The 23,421-nt window shown below is 40.5% G+C and carries 19 protein-coding genes; 10 read left to right on the top strand and 9 right to left on the bottom strand.

From position 1 onward, the window contains the following. Both rfbB and AAGA18_12995 read right to left on the bottom strand, forming a co-directional pair. The coding region (rfbB, locus tag AAGA18_13000) for a dTDP-glucose 4,6-dehydratase (GenBank protein ID MEM9446256.1) at positions 1–884 on the bottom strand (884 nt) is incomplete at its 3' end. Positions 885–1,013: 129 nt separating this feature from the next. Next, a complete protein-coding gene (locus tag AAGA18_12995; protein ID MEM9446255.1) occupies positions 1,014–1,883 on the bottom strand; it encodes a sugar nucleotide-binding protein in 870 nt (289 codons plus the stop codon). A 368-nt stretch (positions 1,884–2,251) separates the two neighbouring features. On the opposite strand from AAGA18_12995, the gene AAGA18_12990 reads away from it, so the two are divergent. Both AAGA18_12990 and AAGA18_12985 read left to right on the top strand, forming a co-directional pair. Next, positions 2,252–2,959 (top strand): class I SAM-dependent methyltransferase, encoded by a 708-nt coding sequence (locus AAGA18_12990; GenBank protein MEM9446254.1) that lies wholly within the window; start codon positions 2,252–2,254, stop codon positions 2,957–2,959. 8 nt (positions 2,960–2,967) lie between these two features. After that, positions 2,968–3,879 (top strand): sulfotransferase domain-containing protein, encoded by a 912-nt coding sequence (locus AAGA18_12985; GenBank protein MEM9446253.1) that lies wholly within the window; start codon positions 2,968–2,970, stop codon positions 3,877–3,879. Positions 3,880–3,887: 8 nt separating this feature from the next. Here AAGA18_12985 and AAGA18_12980 read toward each other — a convergent pair whose 3' ends face one another. Beyond that, positions 3,888–5,015: a glycosyltransferase family 1 protein gene (locus AAGA18_12980; GenBank protein MEM9446252.1), complete on the bottom strand. Its 1,128-nt coding sequence runs from the start codon at positions 5,013–5,015 to the stop codon at positions 3,888–3,890. Between the two features lie 148 nt (positions 5,016–5,163). Here AAGA18_12980 and AAGA18_12975 point away from each other — a divergent pair, with 148 nt between their 5' ends. Further along, complete coding sequence (locus AAGA18_12975; GenBank protein MEM9446251.1) at positions 5,164–6,471, top strand: hypothetical protein; 1,308 nt, start codon at positions 5,164–5,166, stop codon at positions 6,469–6,471. Positions 6,472–6,477: 6 nt separating this feature from the next. On the opposite strand, the gene AAGA18_12970 is transcribed toward AAGA18_12975, so the two are convergent. Further along, positions 6,478–7,248 (bottom strand): FkbM family methyltransferase, encoded by a 771-nt coding sequence (locus AAGA18_12970; GenBank protein MEM9446250.1) that lies wholly within the window; start codon positions 7,246–7,248, stop codon positions 6,478–6,480. Positions 7,249–7,382: 134 nt separating this feature from the next. Between AAGA18_12970 and AAGA18_12965 the strand changes: the two genes are divergently transcribed. Beyond that, entirely contained in the window at positions 7,383–8,480 is a 1,098-nt protein-coding gene (locus AAGA18_12965; GenBank protein MEM9446249.1) for a glycosyltransferase, read from the top strand. Here AAGA18_12965 and AAGA18_12960 read toward each other — a convergent pair. Continuing rightward, the gene (locus AAGA18_12960; GenBank protein MEM9446248.1) at positions 8,477–9,604 is read right to left on the bottom strand and encodes a glycosyltransferase family 1 protein; all 1,128 of its coding nucleotides are present in this window, start codon (positions 9,602–9,604) and stop codon (positions 8,477–8,479) included. The two genes, AAGA18_12965 and AAGA18_12960, sit on opposite strands and share 4 nt — an antisense overlap. A 117-nt stretch (positions 9,605–9,721) precedes the next feature. On the opposite strand from AAGA18_12960, the gene AAGA18_12955 reads away from it, so the two are divergent. Together AAGA18_12955 and AAGA18_12950 are read left to right on the top strand one after the other, a co-directional pair. Further along, positions 9,722–10,807, top strand: coding sequence for a glycosyltransferase family 1 protein (locus tag AAGA18_12955; GenBank protein MEM9446247.1), 1,086 nt, complete (start codon positions 9,722–9,724; stop codon positions 10,805–10,807). Between the two features lie 203 nt (positions 10,808–11,010). After that, the gene (locus AAGA18_12950) at positions 11,011–12,300 is read left to right on the top strand and encodes a hypothetical protein (GenBank protein ID MEM9446246.1); all 1,290 of its coding nucleotides are present in this window, start codon (positions 11,011–11,013) and stop codon (positions 12,298–12,300) included. A 43-nt stretch (positions 12,301–12,343) separates the two neighbouring features. Here AAGA18_12950 and AAGA18_12945 read toward each other — a convergent pair whose 3' ends face one another. Next, positions 12,344–13,453, bottom strand: a complete 1,110-nt coding sequence (locus tag AAGA18_12945; GenBank protein MEM9446245.1) for a glycosyltransferase — start codon at positions 13,451–13,453, stop codon at positions 12,344–12,346. 39 nt (positions 13,454–13,492) lie between these two features. Between AAGA18_12945 and AAGA18_12940 the strand changes: the two genes are divergently transcribed. The 4 genes from AAGA18_12940 (at position 13,493) to AAGA18_12925 (ending at position 17,518) form a co-directional block, all read left to right on the top strand. Then, complete coding sequence (locus AAGA18_12940) at positions 13,493–14,593, top strand: DUF1972 domain-containing protein (GenBank protein MEM9446244.1); 1,101 nt, start codon at positions 13,493–13,495, stop codon at positions 14,591–14,593. Positions 14,594–14,730: 137 nt separating this feature from the next. Further along, complete coding sequence (locus AAGA18_12935) at positions 14,731–15,546, top strand: FkbM family methyltransferase (GenBank protein ID MEM9446243.1); 816 nt, start codon at positions 14,731–14,733, stop codon at positions 15,544–15,546. A 151-nt stretch (positions 15,547–15,697) separates the two neighbouring features. Next, positions 15,698–16,765 carry an exosortase/archaeosortase family protein gene (locus tag AAGA18_12930; GenBank protein ID MEM9446242.1) on the top strand — a complete coding sequence of 356 codons (1,068 nt, stop codon included), beginning with the start codon at positions 15,698–15,700 and terminating at the stop codon, positions 16,763–16,765. A gap of 66 nt (positions 16,766–16,831) precedes the next feature. After that, positions 16,832–17,518, top strand: coding sequence for an exosortase-associated EpsI family protein (locus tag AAGA18_12925; GenBank protein ID MEM9446241.1), 687 nt, complete (start codon positions 16,832–16,834; stop codon positions 17,516–17,518). A gap of 27 nt (positions 17,519–17,545) precedes the next feature. Here the strand turns inward: AAGA18_12925 and AAGA18_12920 are convergent, their stop codons facing one another. The 3 genes from AAGA18_12920 to AAGA18_12910 are packed head-to-tail and all read right to left on the bottom strand — an operon-like array spanning position 17,546 to position 23,406. Beyond that, positions 17,546–18,550, bottom strand: a complete 1,005-nt coding sequence (locus AAGA18_12920; protein MEM9446240.1) for an HAD hydrolase-like protein — start codon at positions 18,548–18,550, stop codon at positions 17,546–17,548. A gap of 4 nt (positions 18,551–18,554) precedes the next feature. Then, positions 18,555–21,380 (bottom strand): glycoside hydrolase family 38 C-terminal domain-containing protein, encoded by a 2,826-nt coding sequence (locus AAGA18_12915; GenBank protein ID MEM9446239.1) that lies wholly within the window; start codon positions 21,378–21,380, stop codon positions 18,555–18,557. Continuing rightward, entirely contained in the window at positions 21,373–23,406 is a 2,034-nt protein-coding gene (locus tag AAGA18_12910) for a sodium:solute symporter (protein ID MEM9446238.1), read from the bottom strand. The genes AAGA18_12915 and AAGA18_12910 overlap by 8 nt, the downstream gene beginning before the upstream one ends. Positions 23,407–23,421 lie beyond the last annotated feature (15 nt).

Below are 23,421 nucleotides of genomic sequence, written 5' to 3'. Positions count from 1 at the left end.
CCTGGACGGTCTTTGACAAAGGTTTTTTGATCTAGATAGGATCCCGAATCCTTGGGTTTTAGTTTATCTAGACTGGTGCATATGGTATCGACAACCTCTAGATTAGTCATTTCAGAATTTCCTCCTATATTATAAGTTTCTCCTTCCATCCCCTTTAGTAAAACAGTAGCAATGGCTTGGCAATGGTCTTCGACGTGAAGCCAATCTCGGACATTCTTTCCATCGCCATAAATAGGGAGATCTTTTCCTTCCAAGGCATTCAGGATCATTAGAGGTATGAGTTTCTCGGGAAATTGGTAGGGGCCATAATTATTTGAGCAGTTGGTTGTGACAACCGGTAGACCGAACGTGTGGAAATAGGAACGCACCAAATGGTCGCTAGCAGCTTTAGAAGCTGCATAAGGACTATTTGGTAAATAGGAGTTGGTTTCGGAAAATGGAGGATCATTTGCGCATAGAGTCCCGTACACTTCATCGGTCGAGACATGTAAAAACTTTCTTTGAGCATTATCTGTCTTCTCTTTAGCACAAAGTTCTTTAAAGGCTTGCAAGAGCCTGAGAGTGCCAATGACATTTGTTTGAATAAATGCTTCCGGGGTTTCGATTGATCGATCCACGTGGGATTCCGCAGCAAAATTAAGCACATGGGTAATGTCATATTCCTTAAAGAGGGCACTCACCAATTCTTGATCACAGATATCTCCCTCAATAAAGTGGTAGCGTGGATTATGCTTGATCGAACTGAGATTATCTAAGTTACCAGCGTAAGTGAGCTTGTCGAAATTAATCAATTTTTCTACATCGAGAATAGATTTTTCACTCAACTGTTGTAAGATAAAGTTTGAGCCTATAAAACCCGCTCCGCCTGTTACAAAAATTCTCATTCACTAGCCTCTCTATATAAAATTAAAGTTCTAAAAAACATACTCTCATATGGTGCATGGAGATTTCTAAACATAACATTGGGACTAATAAAGTGTTTTTTGAATACGGTTGCTTGGAATACAGTTTGTTTAGCTTTTCCAGTTGTTGAGGCACCATTCCAAAGATTCATGAACTTCCGTGAGTGAAATTCCACAATTAAGAATCTTAGAGGAGTCCATAATGCAACTAGCTCTAGGGGTTTTGGCCGCTTTCTCCAGAAATTCCTGTTCATCTTTGAAATAAGCAAATTTGCGATTTTTGCAAAAACCCGCTTTGACGATCATTTCTACGACTTCTTCGGTGGTCACAGATCCTGGGTTTGTGACATTGTATTTTCCAAAGGGGATCCGTTTCTCCCAGCATTGACAACAAGCTCGCGCAAATTCATCGAGTTGTGAGATCGAGTTTCTGACATTTAGTAGTCTCTCATAATTCATGATTTTTGTTAGGTAGTTACGAGGACTATCAATTTCATTGAAAGGGATACGTAATCTCCATAAGTAGACATTTTCTGTTTCGTTAAGGACTTCTTCAGCTAGCGATTTAGTGCCGCTGTAGAAACTGCAATTATTATGTCTGAAGTCAAAGTTGGGTGGATCTTTCTCTATAAATCCGGAACCATCTGCTCGAGATCCTGAAAAAATGCAGCCTGAAGAAACATGTCCCATAGGAATTCTCATATCTGTGCAGATGTCCGCTAGCTTGCAAACGAGTGATAAATTGGCATCGACACATAGAGTTTTCTTACTTTCTGTCGCGTCAACATTTGGTTTACCCGTATACCCAGCTGCGTTTATGACAAAATGAGGTCTTAGATATCGTAAGGCTTCTTGGAGATTTTCTCTTTTTGCGTAATCAACCTCAGCTCTACTGAGAACTTTGTGCTCCAGTCCCACAGAAGAGAGGTATTTATGAAAAGCGGAGGCAACATACCCTCTGCCACCTAGTATCAAAATCATAAGCTTTTCAAACTAGCAGGCAGATTTTTATAAAACAATCAATTCTATTAGCCTCAGGCTTTTTTAACAACTCTCACACAAAGTCCGATGATGCTTAGGAAAAGGCCTTTCTTGCTAGTATCTTCATCCACCTTCAGCAATATTGCAGTTCTAACCATTCTCTAGAGATAGGGCTAATTTGACAACTGGCTTTTATATTAGGATAAGCTACCCTATGACTTCAAAATATTAACAAATGTTATACTGTGGCTAGAAGAAAAAAGTAAAGTGGTCATGAATTCCAAATGTTGATAGTTTTGTAAATAATCATGAAGCTAAGACTAGCTTTCATATAAAGAAGTACTGTGCAAAATAAACAAGTTAGTAATATGATCTTTCCCCTTCAAAACATTATAGGCAGAACTGTGATGAAGTTACTGCCCATATTCCCTTGGGCGAGGGTATATCAAAACGAAACGCATGTGGAAGCTATCCAAAGAATTTTATCAGAGAGATCAGAATTAAATAGGGGATTTATAGCCATCGAGATTGGCACTGGTGTTAGCACTATGGCATTTGCGAGAAGTCTAAGAGGTGTTGATTCAGCTAAGCTCTATTCAATAGATATTAGTCAGGAAGTGGTAGACCGGACTGAAGCAGAGACAAAGCCTATTTTTTCGAACATCGAGTTTAGAGTAGGGGACAGTTTAGAAAGTCTAGATCATTTGTATTCTGAGCTAACGCATGTGGATTTTGTATTATTAGATTCAGCACCTTCGGCAATGAGGACGTTTGAGGAATTTAAAATTCTCGAGAGTAAATTTAGAGTAGGCTCATGTATTCTAATTGATAACGCGAGTAGTCCAGAGTGCTTAGCCCAACTTTCGGAATGTCGAAAAGGAAAAATATTAGTTCCCTATTTATTAGCTTCTCCAGTATGGGAAGTGTTCTTTTACCCACGTAGTGGTGATTCTATGGTATTTGCCCAGATGAGTGATCATATGAACCATGCTGATAAAAATTATGAATATGAGGTAGATGCTCAAACGTGGTCAGATTCACTGAGGAGAAGATTTTCTAGTTTTTCTAATAAATAATTAGTGCAATGATCCAATTTCCTAACTTGTTTATCATTGGGGCACCCAAGTGTGGAACAACTTCTCTATTTGATGCTTTAGTGCAGCATCCGGAAATTACGGGCTCGAATATTAAAGAGCCAGTTTACTTATGTTCTGATCTTGAGAGAAAAAGCCATCAAATGACTAGAGATGAATATTTGAATCTTTTTGATTTCTCAAAAGATAGTAAATATTATTGTGAGGCTTCCGTTTTATATCTTTATTCCCAAGCGGCGTGCCGTGAAATTTGCCTGTCAAGTGTTGATCCTAAGATTATAATTATGCTGCGTAATCCCATAGACTTTATAGAATCTCTGTACAGCCACAATAGACTACAAGGTTATGAGGGGGCAACTTCTCTAAAAGATGCCTTAGCGTTAGAGAAAGAAAGAAGGCAGGGTAAACAAGCCAACTATGGTCCTTACACATTTGCTCCTATCATGTTGCAGTACCTTAATCTTGCTTCATTTACAGGACATATTAAGCGCTATTTTAGCGCATTTCCAAGATCTAGTTTTTGGATTGAAACACTAGATAAGCTTCGTGATAGCCCAGTTGAAAGTTTGCGCTCTTTGTCTGACTTTCTTGAAATAGATGATAACTCCAAGCTCCAGCTACCTTGGAGTAATAAAGGAGGCAAGTCTAGGGTTAATTGGTTACACCAATTGATGATCGATAGAAATTCATTTCCTAGACGGATGGCCAAAAGCTTGTTGCCCGATAAGCTGAGATCTCGCTTATTTGACACTCTCTGGAAGGCAAACACTATTGAAAAACGATTTGATAGCTCCGACTACCATGTATATGAGTATCTTCTAGAGAATCTAAGCGAAGACGTCGATATACTTTCCACTCTATTAGATAGAGATTTTAAGAGCGAATGGAACTTTAGAGTATAGAACTTAGTTTAAGAATGGTTATCATCTACATCCTTTAATATATCTAGGTATTGTTTCAGGCATTTTTTTTCAGTGAATTTATCTTTTAGGGGATTTAGAAACGATTCTGGATGATCAGCGGCTTTTGCTAACTTTAGGATTAAATCATCTACCGAGAGTGGATCAAAAAGACAATTCCGATTCTCGATGATTTCCGGAATGCTACTGGAGTGAGATGCTATAACTGGTGTTTCAACTGAGGATGCCTCAAGTATTGGGAGACCAAATCCTTCATAAAGTGAAGGATAGATAACCAGCCTAGCTGCTTTGTAGAGAGATGCGATGTCTTTGTCATGAATAAAGCCCGGATTTAACAGAGATTTATCATCAATATGACAATGCTTAGCTGTAGTCATTGGATGGCAATAGAGTGGCGATTTTTCATCTGGTAATTTTCCAGCCAGGACAAGTGGTGGACAATTTTTTTTCTGAGCAACTGTCGCGTAGGCTTTGATTAGCATATCAACATTTTTGCGAAAGTCGTATCCACCCATATATAACCAAAATTCTTCGGGTAATTGATATTTCTTTCTCACCAGATTAGTCTCTTCATCGGTAACGTCATCGAAGTTTTCAGGAATCCAGTTATATACTACCTTCAACTTTTTTTGTTGAATTGGCGTGTGAATGGCAATTTGCTGCGCCGAGTGCTGGGAAACGGTTAAGACCCGATTTGATTTTGCGGCATAGGATTCTGTTCCTGTGAGATATAGTTTACGCAAACCACGCTTACCCATATATTCTGGGTATATTTGATAGAGACAATCATGTAGGGTAACGATGGTTTTTTGGGGCTGCCATAAGCTCCACATGGGAAATGGAGAATGGAAGATGGCTTCAGGATAATTTTTTTTACAATACTGGGTAATGATTAGAGATTGATGAATTGTGTTTAATAAAGGGTGTTTCAGGCTGGAAGCTGGGGAATAAATAAAATGGATGTCCTGAGCGATATTGAATTTTAAATCCTGAGGAAGGACCACAGAAAAATCCAATTCAGGATATTGTCTTTTTAGTCCTTTTATTAATCTTAGGGTGTGCATTCCCATGCCGACATGCGGTTTGCTAAGGAATGAGCCATTTACGATCAGTTTCATATGCCCAAAATTAAAGCTAAAATAAATTTACTCAGTAAAAAAGCAAAGCTTGAATAGTTAGCAGTTAACACTATGTTCGTGGCACCTAATGGGTCTGTTGAAAAATTATTTGATTAGAGCCAAGCAATCGACTGTTTTTTGGGGAGCGATGGCATCCGGGCTCAGAGTAGGAGGAAACTTACTCATGGTGCCTATTATACTATACCAATTGCCTAGTGGAGAAGTTGGGCTTTGGTATATTTTTCTTTCTTTGGGATTGGTGTTTAATCAGCTCGATTTAGGTTTTGGACAGTCTGTAGTGAGAGCTACAGGATACTTGTGGGGAGGAGCAAAAAGATTGCAAACATTCGGATTTAGTTCAAATCAAAAAGACGCTCCTAAAAATGTCACTCCTAACACTCAAGAATTATCTAAGTTGATTGGTACAATAAGGTCCTTTTATCTGGTCTTGGGAAGTATTTCATTTGCAATAATATCAGTCGGCATCAGTTTTTGGATATGGAACAAGGCTCAAGAAACATCAGAGCCTCAAAAAGTTTTGGCAGCTTGGCTAATATACTGCTTATCTTGTTCGCTAAATCTTGCAATAGGTTTTTGGGGACATCTACTAGTTGGCATTAACCACATGAAGAAGAATGAGCAACTTTTTATCATAAGCCTTTTGGCCAACTACTCGGTCTCTCTTTCCGGCTTGCTCCTTGACTTCGGTATACTTGCCCTAGCTTTAGGAAACCTAGCTATGAGTATGGTCTATCGAATATTAGCTAAGAAATATTTTGAACAGTTATCTAACCTCAAAAGTAACACAAAGCAGGCTCGTTTTTGTAAGGCTACCTTGGCCATACTATGGCCCAACTCGTGGCGTTCTGGAGTGATGAGCTTGGGTAATTATTTGACTCTATCTGCTTCTCCAATTGTTTGCGCCTCTATATTAACATTAAGCGAGACGGCGTCATACGGTCTTGCCCTACAACTTTTTAGAGCGATTAACCAGATCTCGGCTATTTGGACAAGAGTAAAAATACCTTTATACCATCAACTCAGAGTGCAAAATCATATCAATGAAATAAAGAGAATCTTTTATCAAAGAGTAACTTTGAATTTCTTAACTTATGTTAGTTTGTCGACTATCCTTATAATTTTTGGTCCGACAATGATCGACTTAATAGGCGGAGAAACAACATTACCTACAGTATTTATTTTATCGGTAATCGGTGTAAGCTACGGGTTAGAAACTATGAAAGGGGCTGTGGCAAATATGGTCTTGACAGAGAATAAAAATCCTTTCTGGTTAGTTTGGCTGTTGTCCGGGGTTGCTGTTTTAGTTGCTAGCATATTTTTCAGCGGGCTATACGGTATAGTGGGGTTACCATTTGCTATGATTGTTGTAGGGCTTGTTACCTCTTATTGGTGGAGTGTTAGGGAGCTAATTAGGAGTTTTAGGGGTATACGCTGATAAGTGTTAATATTGTTGAGGATTACGCGTTCCCCTTTTAGCCCAAATAACACCTTGCTCTTGGATATTTTCCACAATGATAAATCCTGCTGATCCGAGCTTTTCTGTAATGCTTCTAGGATTGTATTCATCTATGATGTGCACTTCCATAATGATGTATTCCACTTTTTCAAGAAATTCAGCAGAACAGCCTTTGAAAATAGCATATTCACCACCTTCGCAATCGATTTTTAATAAATCAATCTTCGGCTTGCCAAATTCAGACCAAACGTCATTGATTGACCTTAGAGGTAATATCACCTTTTTTCCCTTAGCGGAGTATTTACTAGTTTGTCCATACATGTCATTAGGAACATATGCTTCACACTCCTCATTTTTGTTACTTAGTCCGTAAGGGTAGACTTTCCAACTGATAGAGGGGTTACTTTGCTGATTCTCTAAAAGAACTTTGAAAGTATCTTCGCAAGGTTCAAATGAGTGATAACTGACTTCACCCATCTTCGATGAGTGCCAGAGCACGAAGGATCCAATATTTCCTCCGATATCCCATACATTAAGAGGCTTCTTTGCATCTAGACATGGTGAATAATTTTCAATACAAAATACTTCTCCTAATGCAATATAATCGGAGCCGGGGCGAAAAGTAATACGGCTACCATTACGGTGGTAGAGGACTTGTTTTTTTCCCAGATGGTGCCTCAAATATCTTGCAGATGCAGCTATCCACCAATTTGAAAACAAGCATATATATTTCAGGAGAGAGCGGATTTTTTTCATATTATTAAATCAATACTGTTGGTGAGATGAAATGAAAATTTGGTAAGCAATTTTTAAAGAACTTAGATCTTGAAAATAAATTTTTATGGCACTCACGGTAGTTAAGCGGATAATAATAACAAGTGTAAGTTTTTATGAAAATAGGGCATTTTATTCATATAGATAATACGGGAGGAGGGTCCAATTCTGTCATTTCTCAGCTACGTTTTTTCCATGCTAATAAGTACAAGCAAGCCGTTTTCTATGGAGGTCAAGGACGCTTAGCCGATGTGTGTAATAAGTTGTCAATTTATCACAAGAGTGTGCCTACGGAGAGTCTTATAAAGTCGTTCTTGGGCATAATACCATTGATTTATATTTTAAAGAGGCAAAAGCTTGATATACTCATACTGCATGGGCAATGGGCAGGGCTGTTAGGCGCGGTCGTTAGTCGAATGATAGGTATTCCACGGGTTTGGTACATTGCTCGTTGGCCTTCCTTTTATACAGATTGGGATTTGATTCGGATTATTAGGAATTTTATATGCGAGCGGACAGCATGTTGTAATTCAGAGTATGTAATCACTTTGAGCCATAGCAATCGCTACCATTATCTTTATCGTAAACTTGCTTCATTTGACAAGATCAAGGTTATACCAAATGGATTTAATTTAGGTGAGATTCTGAAAGAGGAAAAGGGCATTGATATTCGAAAGGAGTATAAATGGCACGATAGTGAGATCCATATAGTTTCTGTGTCGCGCTTAGAAACACAGAAACAAATTGATTGGCTTTTGAGGAGCTGGAAAATCGTTTCTGATGATCTTCTTCATGCAAGACTATGGATAATAGGTGGTGGAAGTGAGGAGAAAAATCTAAAAAGCTTACATGCTGAATTGAAGCTAGAGAGGTGTGAGTTTTTAGGTAGCCAACCAAATGGTATATCTTTTATGAAAGCTTCAGACTTTGTGGTCATGACTAGCATGTATGAATCATTTGGCCGAGTGCTTGTTGAGGCTATGGCATGTAGTAGAGCATTTGTGGCGAGTGAAGCAGATGGCTTTAGAGATATTGCCAAAGATGGGCAAGAGGGTTATCTCGTTCCAGTCGGAGATATTCAATTATTCGCTATGAGAATGATAGATTTGATTAAACATAAAGATTTAAGAGATCGAATGGGGCAAATGGGGGTAAAAAGAGCCAAAGATTTTGAGGAGAATAAAGTCCATGCTAAGCTTGAGGCCTTGATCTAAAGCATACCAGTTAATGTTTGATCAATCTGCTCAGCTACAATCTCCGCGTTCTTTTTCCAGGTAAATTGAGCAGGCCTCTCTTTCCCCAGTTCTTTAAGCTCGGACCTTAAATTTTGATTAGCAGAAATTTCTTGCAAGGCATTTTCTATAGAATCTTCATGAAAAGGATCAAACAGAAATGCAGCACTGCCGGCTGCCTCAGGCAAACTAGTTGTATTCGAACAAGCTACCGGGAGACTATAGCTCATTGCTTCAACAATGGGCAACCCAAATCCCTCAGCAATTGAGGGTTGGATGTAAGCGTCTGCATTGTGATAAGCCCATGCTAGCTCTTGATCTGAAACTCTACCTGGCATGATAATTTCATTTTTATAATGCGTTTTCTCAATCAGCGGTAGGATAGACTTTTTTGTGTAGCTGCTATCCGATGGACCTAAAAGTATAAGCTGTGGTAGATCATCTCTTTTGGAGCGCAGAGCTAGCCAAGCTTTTATCAATCTATATTGATTTTTATTGTCGGAAAAAATGCCAACGTACAAAAAAAAGGGTTTTATTAGTTTTCGAGACCAACTGGGTTTTGTTTTGGGTTTTTCTTTAGGGGGAGTGATGCCAGGAGGTGCTAGCACCAGCTTTTTTGCCGCAAGAGGGAAATGTTTACTAATCACATTGATACAGTATTGGGAGTTTACGAATAGCTTAACAGACTTGAACAAGGCATAGTAGCTTAGTGTGTTAAGTAGATAGAAATTCCAGCGTTTTCCTGATTCGATCCAGGTATTGCCATATTCAAAATTATTAGAGTCAAAATAGTTTGTGATGGTTGGAATTCCAAGCCAGGGAACAAAATATGCAGTAGCAAATGCTAATTGGCATCCTTTTTTTTTCCACACCCTCCCATTACTAAAAGTTGCTCGGGTCCATAATTTTCGACCAGCATTCGTCTGGTAATCCATTTCTTGAACTTCTTGAAAAAGTAGATTAGATTTTGATTCTAAAAGAGGGATCCAATCCCAGGGAACATCAATTCGAAATAATGCTCGGGCCTGCTCAGCAACATGACGAGCGGTTCCTGGCGCTCTGTGTGAAGCCGGTGCCAGGTCGATACCCACTTTAATTTTCTTCATATAAGGTACTCTAAAAAGTATATTTTTAAATGTTGCTTGTTCTACTCTATCAAGTATGAAGTTTAGACGTAACAGGAGTCTATCCATATCACAACTTTAAAACAGACAATTTATTAAATGAGAGTTACTGTTGACGCAACGTGCCTTGGAAGGCGCAAGACTGGTAATGAAACTTATATTAGGGGATTATTGAGAGGCTTTAGTGAATTGAGTCTGGGTGATGTTGAGTTATGTATTTTAACAACGGAAGCATGTCCCGAAATGGTTAAGTCGAAAGCCTTTAGTTGGTATGAAATTCCACTAGGGAATTTTTTTACTCGTAACATATTCACAATCCCTAAATATTTAAGTGAATTACAAACAGATCTGTATCATTCTAGTTACTGGACAAAATTTTGGAAGGCACATCCGCCTAAAATTGTCATGATACATGATATTTCTTTTATTTGTTTTCCGCATGGCTTTCGTAAATATGAGCAACTATTCTATGCAGCCATTACAGAAAGAGTAGCTAAAGCTGCAGATCATATTTTGACCGTTTCAAATTATTCAAAGGAAACCATGCTGGAGCATTGGAATATACCGGAGCATAAAATTACTGTTACCTATAATGGAATTGATGATTGCTATAAGCCCACATCACAAGATACTAAACAATTTGGTGAAGTTCCCTATATACTCTATGTAGGGAATCTACATCCCAGAAAAAACTTAGTTCGACTACTAAAGGCTTTTGTGAAAATTAAAAGGGAGAAGAAGATCGAGCATAAGCTGAAGATTGTTGGTCAAGCAACTTGGTTGTATGAGGATATCTTTCTGGAAGTAAAAGAAAATACTCTTGAAGAGCATGTTGAATTTACAGGTTATGTCAGTCAAGAAGAATTGGTCAAAATCTATCAAAAGGCTACTTTGACTTGTTATCCATCACTATTTGAAGGCTTTGGGCTGCCAGTCCTGGAAGCAATGGCGTGTGGGTCTCCAGTAGTTACCTCTAATACCACCTCTATACCAGAGGTGGCCGCAGATGCCGCTGTTTTGGTTGATCCTGAATCAGTAGATCAGATTGCATCTGCTATTTTGTCGATAATAGAATCTAAGGAGCTTCAAAGTTCTTTGAAGCAGAAGAGTCTGAAGCAAGCCAGGTCTTTTTCTTGGAAAGAGACCGCTTCTAAAACATTAAAAGCTTACTATAATTGTCTATGAGTTCTGGTTCGGATATCTCTGTAACTAAATTGATAGGGGCCTGCGTCTTTATCATAGGTCTATTTGTTGCTGTCTATCTAGGTATTACCCTATCAGATCATAGGTATTTAAATATTATCGGAATACTCTTAATTGTTGTTGGAGGAGTATGGGTTATTTTAGCTGGTGACAGGTGGTGGATCCCTTTTATAGTCGCTGTTTCCATGGGAGGAGCTTTTTATGTTGGGTTCAAGCTCTACGTGCATGAATTAATGTTGGCAGTATGTTTATTGCCTTTGATAGCAAATGTCGCACTCAAAAAAGAGAGTGCTATGTTGTTAAGAACAAGAATTCCTCCGTCAATTATTTTAATTGCTTTTTATATTTTTGCTCATTGGTTCATTTGCGTTGCCTACAATAAGATTAGCGACTATGGAGGTGTGGGGCAAGTAAGTCGACAGTATATGAATGCTGGGTGGCCTTTTATTTTATTTTTTGCATTTTATCTATTTGGCAAAACAAAGTACCTTAAGACGGCTTTAATACTAATGTTTGTAACCTATATGTTACGCTTTGCTGCGGGTATCTATTTCTTTGTGCAACAAGGTGGTTTTGATAGCACTAATATTTTTACAGAAGTTAGGCAAACGGTATACATTCCTCTCATTAACTATATCCCCAAAGTAGGGAATGCAGATGATTTAAGAATAACCTCGATTAGCTTAGCTTCGATAGCTATGGCTTATTTTTCATTCAGTAAAAACTTTTTCTCTAAGCTTTTTAGTTTCATGATTGTTTCAGCGTGTTTTGTAGGCTGCTTGTTAGGAGGAGGAAGAGCCGCATTATTGATTTTTTTAATTTTGGTACTGTATTGGAATTTTATTACCAAGAATGTGCCATTTTTGATTTTATCCGGAGTTATAGGTGGCAGTGCATTGGTCTATATTAACCTTGATCCTTACAGTATTGAAGCATTGCCAGATAAAATGCAAAGAGCTGTTTCAGCTTTTGTTGTTACAGAGGATAACTTATCTATCAAACGAGGCATTAGTCAAAGCGACGAATTTCATAAAAGACTCCGTGAAGAGGGTTGGGAAAGAGCTACAGAAAATTTTGCTTCAATCTTATTTGGTCATGGGATTAGGCCTTTTGATGAAACTGCTTGGTTTGACCAAACTCGTGATGATGTTACGAAAAAGTCTGAGCAAGCCAAGCTTACCGGTAGATATGAAAAGGGTTTTTTTACCGTGGTGGCGACTTTGGGTTTTGTGGGTTTTGCTCTTTATCTTAATATATTAAGGTATTTAATATGGGATATTATCAAGAGCCTATGGAGAAATAATATTAGGGATACACAGCACATCTTTTATTTTCTCGCAACTTTTTCGATCATCTCGTGGTTGATAACAATGTTTATTACCGGCGGTTTTCCGAGCGAGGAAATCATGCTTGGTCTCTTTGCAAGGGTAGCCTTTGAGGATTCACGAAGAGCTAAAGGTTTAGGCGATGTTTAAATAAAAAGGCAGAGACTCAATATCTAGAGTGAGTGACTATCAGTCATTGGAGCGTAATAACTTTGAGCTGTCTTTCTACTATGCAATCAATGTGATAGTGCTCTGCAGCAAAGCGATGAATTTCTTTTGCTATTGGAAGATTTATGTCTCCTGAAAAAAGGGCTTTCATTTTATTAGCTAGCTGAGCTGGCGAAGCCACAGGGCATACAAGATCAGATGATAGAGGTGTGAGTGTTTCTAATACACCGTCGGCAGCTGTTCCAATAGTTGGACAGCCGCAGGACAGTGCCTCGAGCAGACTGTAGGGCTGGGCCTCAAACATGGTGGTCATGACTGCAAGATCGGCTGCCTGAAAATACTTGTAACCGTTAGGTTGTCTACCCAGAAAATGACAACGCTTGAGATTGAGCTTTGTGGATAAATTTTCAAGAGCTTGCTTTTCCTCTCCGTCACCAATAATAAACAGATCCACATCAGGGGTAGTTTTTTCAACCTCGCACCAAGCCTCTATCAGCCAATCAACTCTTTTTTGATCACTAAGCCTACCCACAGAGACTATTACTTTTGTATCAGTGGGCAGGCCGAGTTCTTGACGTAACTTGATTTTATCCTCACTAGGTTTGACCTCCTCTGTATCTATTCCATTGGGTATATGAATGACTTTTTTTTCATCAACAAGGTTTCTCAGAAGATATTGATAACGATTAGCTGCACTTGGACAAACGACAGTCGTGGCAATTTTGCATGTGACTAGCTCTGCTAAGCGATTTCTAATGGTTCTGATGAAATCCCAGTCCGTATAAAAGCTGGGCATATGAGTATAGTAGATAACTTGAGAGATACCTGCTATCCAAGAAGCGACAGCAGCACAAAAACCTCCCCATTGACCATGAATAATTGAAGCGGAAGGTTTTTCTTTTAATAGAATATAAACCAAATGCGGTATAGAGAAAATGCAGGGAATGGGACGATCTAAATGTAGAGCATATACTTTAAGCCCCTGGTCTTTGAGTCTTTGAGCCAAATTTCCTTGGCAACCGCAAATAACAAAGGGACTAAACTTTTTTTGGTAACGGTGGAAATAGGTGAGGGATAGTGTCGCACCACCTCCACCTGATCCTTCATGAATAATGTGGACAATTTTTGGTTTCATTTATGGAAAGATTCATTAGCTTACTGCCTAAGAAAAGACATGAAAATCGCTTTTTTAGGCTCAAGAGGAATTCCCAGGTGTTACTCTGGATTTGAAACGTTTGTAGAAGAGCTTTCAGTTAGACTTGTGCAGCGAGGTCACGAAGTGACTGTTTACAATCGAATTCCTTTCAATAAGTACAGAAAGAAAGAATTTAAAGGAGTCAGAATTATTTGTTTGCCCACAATTCCTACTAAGACTACGGATACGATTGTTCATACGACCCTGTCACTCTTGCATGCCCTATTTGCTGACTATAATATTTGTTATTTTTGTGGGGTTGGAAATTCAATTCTTTCTTTTATACCAAAACTCATCGGTACCAAGACGCTTGTCAATGTAGACGGTGCCGATCATGCCAGAGCTAAGTGGTCCAGATTTGGTAGCTGGTGGTTAAAAAAAAGTGAAAAATGGGCCTCTTCCATAGCAGATGTCATTATTGCAGATCACCCAGTGATCAAAAAAAAATACCTAGATGAATATAATATTAACGCCCAGCTCATTCCCTACGGAGCCCATTTGGTTGAGGAAGACCCTGGAAGTGATGTGCTAAACAAGTATGGTCTGAGGAAAAGGGGATATTATTTGTATGTTTCCAGGTTAACACCTGAAAATTTTGCAGACTTGGCTATGAAAGCACATCTCAAAAGTGAAATCTCTGCGCCATTAGTCGTTGTGGGAGATGCTCCTTATCAAACGGAGTATAAAAAACGCCTCCATGCACTTGTCAATCAAGGAAAAGGTAAAATCCTTATGACTGGCTATGTTTTTGGTAATGGATACGAGCAGCTCAGCTATCATGCTAAAGCTTTTATTTACCCCACGGCTATTGATGCTACTAGACCGGTTGTTTTAGATCAAATGGGCTTTGGTAATGGTATTATTGCCAGAGATACCGAAGCAAATCGAGAAGTCGTAGGAGATGCCGGAGAATTTTTTTCGCCTGAGGATAGTATCAGTTCTTTGGCTAGTGCTATAAAGAAGCTTGAGAATTCCTCTGATATGGTGAAAGCCCTCAGTATGAATGCAAAGAACAGGGTTCGTGATAGGTATGATTGGGAGAAAATTACCGACGAATACGAAAAACTCTTTTGTGCCTAAGTAAAAATTATAGCTCCAAAAATTTGTATGCTCATGAACACTTATTAGCAGACTACATAAATTAGAATAGAAGATCCTCTGACTTCATGATAAGTTAGTGTATTTGTAGAGTTTACTAGCAATTTAGAAAAATAGATATGACAATACTGTATAAGCTCCATCATTATTTTCATGGAGTTCCCTGGATTAGAAAAATACTAAGTCTTATGGGCTATGTTCTTATTCTGGAAAATTGGTTGGGTTATTTGTTTAGAAAGTTTTCGTGTGAAGAGGGCGAGGTCGTTCAATTAAGGACGAGAAAGAGTTCTGTGATTGAGATTGAGTTGCCAAGGGATCAAATAGCATTCGGCACTGTTTTTTTGCAAGGTGATTACGCATGGGAAGCAATCATTAAATCAAAATTTCAGAATGTTTTAGATATCGGAGGAAACATAGGCTTATTTTCGGTTTGGCTAAATGAGTTACATCCTGGGGCAAACTATTTTTTGATAGAGCCTAACAAGGCGAATTTTTCCAAATGCAAGCGTAATCTTACTAAAAATAATATGAGCTATCGTGCTGAGTGTGTCGGAATTGCTGGGATGTCAGGTGACAGAGTTTTGCTTGCTGAAAATACGGAAGGTGCAACCGCAACATTTATGAATGAAATAGGAGAGAGTTTTCCAGAAAAAGAAACAGTTCAATGTTATTCTTTTAAAGATATTGTCGATCATTTTAGTTTAAACAAAATTGATTTACTCAAAATAGATGCGGAAGGTATAGAGTATGAATTTTTTGAAAGTCTTTCGCAGTCAGATTGGAATATTTTGTATATGATCGTCATGGAATATCATGACCTCGATAGTAAAAGAACAGGATTGTATCTTAAAAAATTACTTAGTCAGCAAGGCTTTTCAGTCTCGATCAAGCAAGGCAAAAAATTGGGTAGTATGATAGCGCACCGATTAAATTAGTTTAGGAAAGTTTCCAGAAAACAGCCCTTGAATTGTGAAAAAAATATTCGAAATACTTTATGGCCAAGCTTAAGAATCCTCCTAGTATAACATGTGATTTTCGGCTTATCTGTAGAGATTTACCTTCTTACAGCATCAGGATATTGAGTGAATGAATTTTAGTAAAGAACAGGCATTTATTGTTGACGCTCTCGTGTTATTGGCTTCTCTTCTTGCCTTAGGCCTCATTGGGGTTTACTACATTGATTATAACTATAAAGAGCATTCATTGCTATCAATGGCGTGGGCTATATGGAATGGTAATGATGGCGACTGGGGGCATTGTCTAATAGTTCCATTTATCTCGGTCGGGATATTGGTATGGGAACGTAAAAAAATTCTTAGTTGTGAGTTAAAGCCTATCCAAAGTGCTGTTGTTATCATGCTAGCCGGGTTCTTTTTTTACTGGCTGGGGTTTAGGGCAGAAATTCAATACTTCGGACACATAGGGATACAAGTCATTATACTTGGATGGATTTTGTGGAAAGGGGGAGTTCCTTTGCTCCAGCGAGTCTTCTTCCCTTGGGTCTTTCTCATGTTCATGTGGCCTTTTGTTTTCCTAGATAATATGTTGGCATTCCCGCTTCGTATTATTATGACAGAATTGGCCAATTTTATATTAAATGTCATAGGCATTGATGTGGTCAGGCAAGGGACAGCTATATTGTCTGCGCCAGACCCAACATCCGGCTCTAAAATGGGAGATCTTTTTGCAGTAGATATTGCTAACCCATGTAGTGGCATTCGATCGCTATTTGCTTTAATGATGATAAGCGCCCTGTACGCTTATTTTATTATGCCCAGCGAAAAATTTTTTAAGCGTGACGATGGCCAGATGACATTTTCAAGTTTGGGTGAAAGCGTTTATGGGTTATTCACCATGATACTTAATAACTGGAAGAGGTGGGTTATTTTTATTATATCGCTTCCTCTTGCTGTTGCAGGAAATCTAGTAAGGATCCTTATTTTGACTTTTGGAACTATGCTTTTTGGTTCTGAGTTTGCCATAGGAACACTCGAGGAACCTTCTACATTTCATTTGTTTGCTGGTTTTATGGTTTTTGTGATTGCCTTGGGAGGTATGGCTGGAGTTGGTGGCCTGCTCAACCTTAATTGGTCTCAGTTTTTTGTAAAACTAGCAAAGCCACCTCATGATATTAAAAAAGGTTCTGAATACTAGAGGGTCACTAGCAATAAGAACTTTTAGAAAATGATTTGAATATAGCTTTCAACTGGAAATAGAGAGATGCTCAAAAAACTAAATATTTGGAGATCGATGGTGCTGCTAGTAGCAACCGTTTTAACATTGATGGCTTGTAGAATTTCTCCCGAGCTAGATTTATCTAATACCTCAGGTGTTTTAATGGAATTGCCTAAATTCCTTGATAGGTACATAGGACAGGAGATTGAAGTAAGCGCAGCTGAACGACATATTTTACCGGATGACACGGAGTTTGCCCGTAAGAAATACTTGAGTTTTAGCGGCAGCGAGTTAGTTGCATCCATTGTACTTAGCGGTGCGCAAAAGAGAAGTATTCACCGCCCTGAGATCTGCTTGCCAGCTCAGGGTTGGACGATTGGTGGTGGAGAGGTTGAAAATGTAACTTTAGATAACGATACCGAACTGTCCGTTATGAAATTACTCTTGAACCGAGAAGTGCAGGATGGAGAAAAGAAGAGAAATCTTCGTTCTATTTTTATGTATTGGTTTGTGGGCAGTGATAGAACAACGCCTCACCATCATGAGCGAGTGGTTTTAACAAGCTGGGATCGTGTTGTGCATAACAAAGTTCATCGTTGGGCCTATGTAAGTGTTAATTCCATAGTGGAAGAGGATTTTAAGCGCGGGGGTAAAAACCACGACCAAACAGTTGATATGCTAAAAGAGTTTATTGCTGAAGCAGTCCCTAAATTCCAGAAAGCAGGCATTTAACCTAAGATGAGCTGAGGCTTTTCTCATTTACTGCCCTAAAATATAGGGCAAAGAGTCGGTTAGGTTTTCATAGTTTTGGGAAAGGAGGACATTTTTACCGCTGCGCTCTGTGTTGCCTCCCTTTACGCCAATAGCTGTGAATCCCGCGAGGCGTATAGAAACAACACCTGCTCCTGAGTCTTCCATGCCAATCACTTTGTGGCTTTCTGACGGGTCTAGGCCTAGCCCAACTCGAGCTGTTTCTGCATAAAGCCAGGGATGAGGTTTGGGCGAAAGTTCACCAAGAGTTCCCGCTTGACCACCACCAACCTGTATACCTGCCGTGATTGCCGCATCATAAAATTTGAGAGGGTCACCTAAGCCAAGAGTTCTAAATGCATCGAGAATTTCGGGCCAGGCTTTTTCATAAAGGCCAGAGGTAACCAGTCCAATTTTTACTTTGGCATTCTTGAGAGCTAGTAAAAACTCTTTTAAGCCTGGGGCCGGTGTAAAGGCGCCTGGCTTGCCTCTTCCTTCAAGGATTTCATTCATCTCATAGCGAGTGATAGCAAAGTAGTGCGTGCGAGCTTCTTCAATCGCTTTTCCCGGAGCGTATTTATCAATGCAGTATTGCAGGTGCTCACTGACAGAGTGACCTGAAACATGAGGTTCATCTGCGGGATCGAGTTTAAATTTAGGATCACCCAATAGGCGCGAAGTCGTTTGCTCAATGATCCAAATCCAGAAGCTTTCGCTATGAACACTTGTGCCATCAAGGTCCATGAGGACAGCAGTTGCGGGGCCTTCATATGATACCTCAGGAAGTTCATAGATAGCGGGATAACCCATGGCGGATTTCACATAAACAAGGGTTTTATCTTCAAAGACAATATATTCCTCTTTTTGATCAAGAAAAGTAAAGATCTCTCGAACACCTTCTTTGTTTACTTGCCACATGCCATTTCCTGCTGATTCTAAAGAAATAAAATCCTTTTCAAAAGCTGGGTCAATAGGTCCGAGACCTGGTATCGTTTTGGTGGTGACTGTGCTCATCGTTTTAAACCGTTTCTAATTCGATGGTATAGATTTTACCTTTTGCCACTTCTAAAAGAATGAGTCCATTGTCGATAGTGAGTTCCTTGCGGCGCTCCTCATTGATATTAACCCAATGCGCTTTCTTGATGCTAAAGCCAATCTTTAGATTTGTAGTGATGGTTTTAGCAGTAGGGTTATAAACACGGACAATGAGATTGTCGCTATCCTCCGCCTTCTTGAAACAAGACAGGACTAAGTTGGGGTCCTCAATCTCATAGAAAGAGTTCGATAAAGGCTGATCACCACCTTTATGTGCGGAGATTTGCAGTGCTTGTGATTTCACATTAATTTTCTCAGCCTCGGCATGGACATCTGCACCCACCCAATCTCCAGCATGCGGGTAAATGGCATATTCATACTCTAAAGTTTGTAAGAGTTTGCCTCCTTTTTGCTGAGGAAAGACAGCGGAAACGCGGGCTTCAGTGCAGATACGGTTACGAACACTCCGGAATAAAGTAAGTGCTAATGTTCCATTCTCATCTTCAAGCAGTTGGTATTCCGTTAAGCAGTTATTGAGAACGGAAAGTCCATACTTGCTATCACTGACTGAGACGAATTGCTGTTGCGGCACGGTTGCCATCTCAGGGTACGAATCACCCTCATCATTGAAGGTAGGTCTGGCAGCGCGTCTATCAACGGTGAAGTGTCCAGCCGCATCGGCAAAGTTTGTCTTGATCCCACTTGGAATAAGGACACGCATGCGATGATCTTCGGCCGTGTTATCAATTGCAGTCTTAATCTTTAAGTGTTTGCAATCTTTATCCAGAGTCAAACGAGAGGTAATCACCACATCAACAGTCTCAGCACTTCTTTTGCCATACCCTTGATTCGTGACACGTTCGTACTCTGCGCGAGCAGGAAGTTTCATCGTAATTTCCACAACGTAGGTTGCCGTGAGTTCTCCATTATCTTCTAACCAGATACGAGCTTGACCGGCACGGCTGCTAAAAACTTGGTTGTGATAAGGTGGGTAATAAGCCCAGTAGTCACCTGTGTCACCTGCATCCTCAAAAGCATGCATGTTACAGATCGTTCGACCATTGACCTTATCAGTCATGTCAAAAGTTCCATCAGAGTTGACGGTGACTTTAAGGTGATCATTTTCCAAAGTATGTGGCTGCTTAGAGATCTCTTTGCCCTGTGAGGTGCGCATAGCGGGCCACCATTCTTCTTCACGCCAAAAGGTGCTCTTGGGAACAATGCGAATAACCTTGTAGCCTCCAGCCGGAATTTCTCCAGTATCCAGATAAATATCGTGGCGATCCGAGAAGAATGGCCAAGGACGAGCTTCAAAGTCGTTGACCGGTGCCTTGCGTTCTTCGCGCGCGATAAATTGAATGGCTAGTGGTTGTCCATCTGTATCCTCTGCTGCAATATCCCAGACATTCTTCTCAGATGGGGTATCAATACCAATTTTCATGACCTCGCGGATGGGGCGTGGTTGAGAGTTATGAAGAAGTAAAAGCACATCATCTTCAGCAAACTTAGAAAGATCCAGGCGGCGTAGAAGTTGTTCGATGGATTTTTCGTAAATGACTTCGCTTAGTTCTAAAGCTTGGTTCAAGCGGTAAAGATTATCATTCACTGTTTTGTCTTGGGTGACTCCGTTGATAGAGTCATGCGGGTGTGATAGCAGTAAATAGTCCCACGCTTTTTCAAAGAACGAAGTATGGTATTCTTCCTTGAGTTGCAACATAGAAGCCGCCAAAGGCTCTGTGCGCTTGATAAGAATATTTTCTACTTTTTTATTTAGCTGCTTGATGTGAATGCGTACGGATAGAGCATTGCCGGAAACAGCGGATGCCGGCCCATCGCGCAATTCGCCTGTAACTAGAGGAACTTTTTCAAGATCGATGCGCTCTTTTACCCCCTTGGCATATTCTTCCAAACTCGCGACGCTAAAATCGATCTCATCAATAGCCTCATTGGCATCTTTGATCATTTGAGGTAGAGCTGGGTTTGGGGTGGTGAAATCGCAGCCATACATCAGTAGGCGAAAGTCCGGAACCAGCGTTTCGTTCATGTTTTCCCATGTTTCCATCATACCGTCTTTTAGGGCGTCTTTGTGGTAGCCTTGTTCATGGTCGATACGAAAGTAATCTTCTAACGCTTTGTCTTCATTAGCGCGGTGGTAGACAACGCCTGTTTTTCCCCAATCCCATTTATATTCCTCATCATAGAAAGACTTTCCAAGCCGGACAGGAAAATGGATACAGAAGAATCCATTCTGACGAGCAAACTGTCCTAAGCGGGAGGTGAGAATACGTGAACCATCTGGAGACTCCCACAGAAATTCGCAGTGAGGTGCACGATGTTTGGTGATTCTTTTGGCGGCTACGAGAAACTCAATACCAAGCTCATGATAGATTTGTGGAAATTGTACGGTTTGCCCCCAGCCAAAGGTATGATAACCCACCGGATTGTGACCGCCAAACTCAGCGGAGAAGCGGATTCCTTTTAACAAGTTGCGAATCAGACATTCTCCATTAACAGGGTAGAGATCAGGTAGAGTGTACCATGGCCCAATGATTAAGCGCCCTGCCTGAACTTGTGCTTTGATGCGTTCACGTCCTTCAGGCCGAACATCGAGGTAATCGGCCAGGGCGATGGTCTGACCGTCCATGAGAAAGCTTCCATAATCCTTATTTTGTTCGAGGATATCGAGCAACCAATCCATAAACTCCACTAGGAGCATGCGGTTTTTCCAGACGGGATAACGCCATTCGCGATCCCAGTGCGTATGGGAGACGACAAGCGCTTTTTTCTTATGAGAAGATGTATTAGACATAATTTTCTTTTTTAGTTTCTGTTGGGGATGGATCAGGGGCAGTTCTTTCCCCGATCACATTATTGTCATCAGCCTTGCCTAAATGTCTTAGCCAGAAATACCACAAACCGGCAAAAGCGACTACTCCTATGGCAAAGACTGACCAAAAGCCTTCAAAGTTGTGAATGATGAAAAGCATAGGTGCCAGGAAGATGGCGACCTGAAAAGTTAAGGCGAAAGGAACTGAAATAATATCACGAAAATGTTCTTTATTCATGGCTTTACGTTCTTCTTTATTTAAGGCCTCCTTCATAGGACCCCATAAACCAAACGGTCTTGTTTTACGATAGAAGTTCACCAGAACATTATGCTCGGTCGGACGGCTCAAGTAAGTGCCTAAGATGCAACCACTAAACCCTGAAGCTAGAGCAATTCCGAAGGTGGCAAATTCGTCTAGCTCTGGAAAGAAAAGACGCTGGACAATGGCACCCGTAAGTCCTGTAAATGTTCCCCAGGCTAGCCCGCCTCCATTGAAGCGCCACCAGTAGAAACGTAAGGTGATCGGTACCATCAAAGCAGAACCAATACCCATGATAAACCAGCCCCAGATCTCATTGATGCTGCTGAGAGTAGCTGAGAAGGCAAAGGCCAGTCCAACAAGCGCCAGAACTGTTAACCAGCTGATGTAAATAAGCTCCTTGGTCTTAGCTTTCTTTCGGATGTAGCCCAGATATAAGTCATTGACAACCAGTCCAGTGGTTTGATTCACATAGCTGGCAAATGTAGATAATGATGCTGCTACAAAGGCAATGACGAGCAACCCTCTTAGTCCATCACCTACGGAATTAATGAGCGCAGCGGGTAGGATTTTTTCGGGGTTGATACTCCCGTGAAAACCAAGAAGCTGAATCTTTTGATTCCAAGTAGCAGCGGTGCTGGCACCTACTAATTCTTCAAGTTGTCCAATCATAGCAGGTGATAGCTCTTCGGGCTTATTGGCAACATCCGCTATCACATTTTGCCAGGTGCTTTCCGTCACCTCAGGATAGGCGTTACGGATAATGGCCGAAGCTTGGTCTGTCGTTGCGGGGTTAGGGAATAGATCATTGATCAAGAAAATGCCCATAACAGCAAGTCCCATCATCATGGGCCACCGGACAGCCATTAGCAGCGTCCAGAGAAAAGTGAGCTTACCACATTCCTTGTCATTTTTTGCCCCGAAGTAGCGAGGCTCTCCTCCCGCACCCATACCGAAGAAGACATTTCTCATCAGATACAAACTCATGATAATGATCAAGTGGGTGTATGCCTCATAGCCCTTGGGCATTTTTGTTTCCCATTGAGGATACCAGTCTTTCCACTCGGTATTACCACTGACTTTTACTGCGGTTTCATAGAAGACTTGCGAGTCGGTGATCAAATTAAATGAAATGATAGAGATGAAGACAACCGCCAGGATGATAATGGCGGACTGGAAAAGATCGGTAAGAATAACCCCATAGAAGCCGGATAACATCGTGTAGATAGTGGCCGCCCCAATCATGACGGCAGCACATTGCCAAGGCTCGAATGGCAGGAACATAGCTAGAAAGATTCCCGTACCATAGATCAAATAGGCCATAAGGCTTACGTTATTAAAAAAGCCGCCAGCAACGCTAAGAATTCTGGCGAAGTGAGCCTCCCAGCGGTCCCCAAAGCGAAAGAGGTTCCATTCCGCATTGGTCATACAACCTGAACGCCTGTGCCATTTACCGGTCCAAAGCATCATAAAAACGAGGATAAGAACGGCCCCTCCTCGGAATTCGATGAATAGCCCTCTTGGCCCAAGCAAAAAAAGGAAGGAAACGATCAGTGCGGTTCCAGCGAGATCTAGAAACTGAGCCATACCTGAGACTCCCATAGCCCACCAAGGAAGCTTATTACCGCCTATGACATAATCCTTAAGACTTTCCGAAGCTCTATTTTTCAAAGCCAGACCTATGCCAACTAGGATGATGATGTAGACAGCCATTAAGACGTAGTCAATGGTTCCAAAGTAACTATTCATAGTGTTTATACCTTT

It is taken from the genome of Verrucomicrobiota bacterium (genome assembly GCA_039192515.1).
Lineage (GTDB): Bacteria > Verrucomicrobiota > Verrucomicrobiia > Methylacidiphilales > JBCCWR01 > JBCCWR01.
This window is presented reverse-complemented; position numbering and strand designations above follow the sequence as displayed.

Coding starts and splice junctions, on each gene's coding strand:
- AAGA18_12975 (MEM9446251.1), top strand. CDS start 5,164: ATGGCATCCGGGCTCAGAGTAGGAGGAAACTTACTCATGGTGCCTATT.
- AAGA18_12910 (MEM9446238.1), bottom strand. CDS start 23,406: ATGAATAGTTACTTTGGAACCATTGACTACGTCTTAATGGCTGTCTAC.
- AAGA18_12940 (MEM9446244.1), top strand. CDS start 13,493: ATGAAAATCGCTTTTTTAGGCTCAAGAGGAATTCCCAGGTGTTACTCT.
- AAGA18_12925 (MEM9446241.1), top strand. CDS start 16,832: ATGCTCAAAAAACTAAATATTTGGAGATCGATGGTGCTGCTAGTAGCA.
- AAGA18_12970 (MEM9446250.1), bottom strand. CDS start 7,248: ATGAAAAAAATCCGCTCTCTCCTGAAATATATATGCTTGTTTTCAAAT.
- AAGA18_12985 (MEM9446253.1), top strand. CDS start 2,968: ATGATCCAATTTCCTAACTTGTTTATCATTGGGGCACCCAAGTGTGGA.
- AAGA18_12915 (MEM9446239.1), bottom strand. CDS start 21,380: ATGTCTAATACATCTTCTCATAAGAAAAAAGCGCTTGTCGTCTCCCAT.
- AAGA18_12980 (MEM9446252.1), bottom strand. CDS start 5,015: ATGAAACTGATCGTAAATGGCTCATTCCTTAGCAAACCGCATGTCGGC.
- AAGA18_12930 (MEM9446242.1), top strand. CDS start 15,698: ATGAATTTTAGTAAAGAACAGGCATTTATTGTTGACGCTCTCGTGTTA.
- AAGA18_12935 (MEM9446243.1), top strand. CDS start 14,731: ATGACAATACTGTATAAGCTCCATCATTATTTTCATGGAGTTCCCTGG.
- AAGA18_12960 (MEM9446248.1), bottom strand. CDS start 9,604: ATGAAGAAAATTAAAGTGGGTATCGACCTGGCACCGGCTTCACACAGA.
- AAGA18_12990 (MEM9446254.1), top strand. CDS start 2,252: ATGATCTTTCCCCTTCAAAACATTATAGGCAGAACTGTGATGAAGTTA.
- AAGA18_12955 (MEM9446247.1), top strand. CDS start 9,722: ATGAGAGTTACTGTTGACGCAACGTGCCTTGGAAGGCGCAAGACTGGT.
- AAGA18_12920 (MEM9446240.1), bottom strand. CDS start 18,550: ATGAGCACAGTCACCACCAAAACGATACCAGGTCTCGGACCTATTGAC.
- AAGA18_12950 (MEM9446246.1), top strand. CDS start 11,011: ATGGGAGGAGCTTTTTATGTTGGGTTCAAGCTCTACGTGCATGAATTA.
- AAGA18_12965 (MEM9446249.1), top strand. CDS start 7,383: ATGAAAATAGGGCATTTTATTCATATAGATAATACGGGAGGAGGGTCC.
- AAGA18_12995 (MEM9446255.1), bottom strand. CDS start 1,883: ATGATTTTGATACTAGGTGGCAGAGGGTATGTTGCCTCCGCTTTTCAT.
- AAGA18_12945 (MEM9446245.1), bottom strand. CDS start 13,453: ATGAAACCAAAAATTGTCCACATTATTCATGAAGGATCAGGTGGAGGT.